Annotated in this window: 2 protein-coding genes; both read left to right on the top strand. The window is 69.7% G+C overall.

Annotation, left to right across the window (positions count from 1 at the left end):
- On the top strand, window positions 1-816 hold an 816-nt coding region (locus ACWDYJ_RS36170), incomplete at its 5' end, for a biotin/lipoyl-containing protein (RefSeq protein WP_451569847.1).
- A gap of 3 nt (window positions 817-819) precedes the next feature.
- Window positions 820-2081: 2-oxoacid:acceptor oxidoreductase family protein (locus tag ACWDYJ_RS36175; protein ID WP_451569848.1), on the top strand; the 1262-nt coding region annotated here is incomplete at its 3' end.

The following is a 2081-nucleotide window of genomic DNA, read 5'->3' on the forward strand; positions in this document are numbered from 1 at the left end:
GAGGAACTCGGCTACGGCGACCCGGTCCTGCGCGGCCACTCCATCGAGTTCCGCATCAACGGCGAAGACCCGGGCCGCGGCTTCCTGCCCGCCCCCGGCACCGTCACCAAGTTCGCCCCGCCGAGCGGACCCGGCGTCCGCCTCGACGCGGGCGTCGAGACCGGCAGCGTCATCGGCCCCGCCTGGGACTCGCTGCTCGCCAAGCTCATCGTCACCGGCGCCACCCGCGAGCAGGCCCTCCAGCGCGCCGCCCGCGCCCTGGCCGAGTTCGAGATCGAGGGCATGGCCACCGCCATCCCCTTCCACCGCGCCGTCGTCACCGACCCCGCGTTCGCCCCGGCCGAGGGACCCTTCACGGTCCACACCCGCTGGATCGAAACCGAGTTCGTCAACGACATCAAGGCGTACGTCGCCCCGAGCGTCGAGGAGGACGCCGAGGACGAGGACGGCCGCGAATCGCTGGTCGTGGAGGTCGGCGGCCGCCGCTTGGAGGTGACGCTCCCATCGTCGCTCGGTGCGCTGGCCAAGAGCGCGCCGCTCGGCGGTGGCTCGGCCCCCAAGGCCAAGCGCCGCAACAAGAAGAACGTCAAGCTCGTCTCCGGCGACACCCTCGCGTCCCCGATGCAGGGCACGATCGTCAAGGTCGCGGTCGAGGAGGGCCAGCAGGTCAACGAGGGCGACCTCATCGTCGTCCTGGAGGCCATGAAGATGGAGCAGCCGCTCAACGCCCACTGCTCCGGCACGGTCGTCGGCCTGAAGGCGGAGGTCGGCGCCTCCCTCACCTCGGGCGCCACCATCTGCGAGATCAAGGCCTGAGCCATGACCGAAGTAGCCCTGCCGCCCGCGGGCGAGAAGGAAGTCCGCCGCGTCGATCATGTGATCATCCGTTTCGCGGGTGACTCGGGTGACGGTATGCAGCTGACGGGTGACCGTTTCACGGCGGAAACGGCGTCCTTCGGCAACGACCTCTCGACGCTGCCGAACTTCCCGGCCGAGATCCGTGCCCCTGCCGGAACCCTTCCCGGCGTGTCCTCGTTCCAGCTGAATTTCGCGGACCACGACATCCTCACCCCGGGCGACGCCCCGGACGTGCTGGTGGCGATGAATCCGGCGGCGCTGAAGGCGAACATCGCCGACGTGCCGCGCGGCGCGGAGATCATCGTGAACACGGACGAGTTCACGAAGCGTCCGATGGCGAAGGTCGGCTACGAGACCTCCCCGCTGGAGGACGGCTCCCTGGACGCCTACCGGGTCCACGGGGTGCCGCTGACCACCCTCACCGTGGAGGCGCTGAAGGCGTTCGACCTGTCCCGCAAGGAGGCGGAGCGCAGCAAGAACATGTTCGCGCTGGGGCTGCTGAGCTGGATGTACCACCGTCCGACGCAGGGTACGGAGAGCTTCCTGCGGCAGAAGTTCGCGAAGAAGCCCCAGATCGCCGAGGCGAACATCGTCGCCTTCCGGGCAGGCTGGAACTTCGGCGAGACGACCGAGGACTTCGCCGTCTCCTACGAGGTCGCGCCGGCCACCAGCGCGTTCCCGAACGGGGTCTACCGCAACATCTCCGGGAACCTGGCCCTCTCCTACGGGCTGATCGCGGCGGCGCAGCAGGCGGACCTGCCGCTCTACCTGGGCTCGTACCCGATCACCCCGGCCTCGGACATCCTGCACGAACTGTCGAAGCACAAGAACTTCGACGTCCGCACCTTCCAGGCGGAGGACGAGATCGCCGGCATCGGCGCGGCGCTCGGGGCGGCCTTCGGCGGAGCCCTCGGCGTGACCACGACCTCCGGGCCGGGCGTCGCCCTGAAGTCCGAGACGATCGGCCTGGCCGTGGCCCTCGAACTGCCGCTGCTGATCGTGGACATCCAGCGCGGCGGCCCCTCGACGGGTCTGCCGACCAAGACCGAGCAGGCCGACCTCCTCCAGGCCATGTTCGGCCGCAATGGCGAGGCCCCGGTCCCGATCGTGGCGCCGAAGACGGCTGCGGACTGCTTCGACGCCGCGCTCGACGCCGCCCGTATCGCACTCACCTACCGGACACCGGTGTTCCTGCTCTCCGACGGCTACCTCGCCAACGGCTC

The sequence above is a fragment of the Streptomyces sp. NPDC003042 genome, assembly GCF_053591315.1.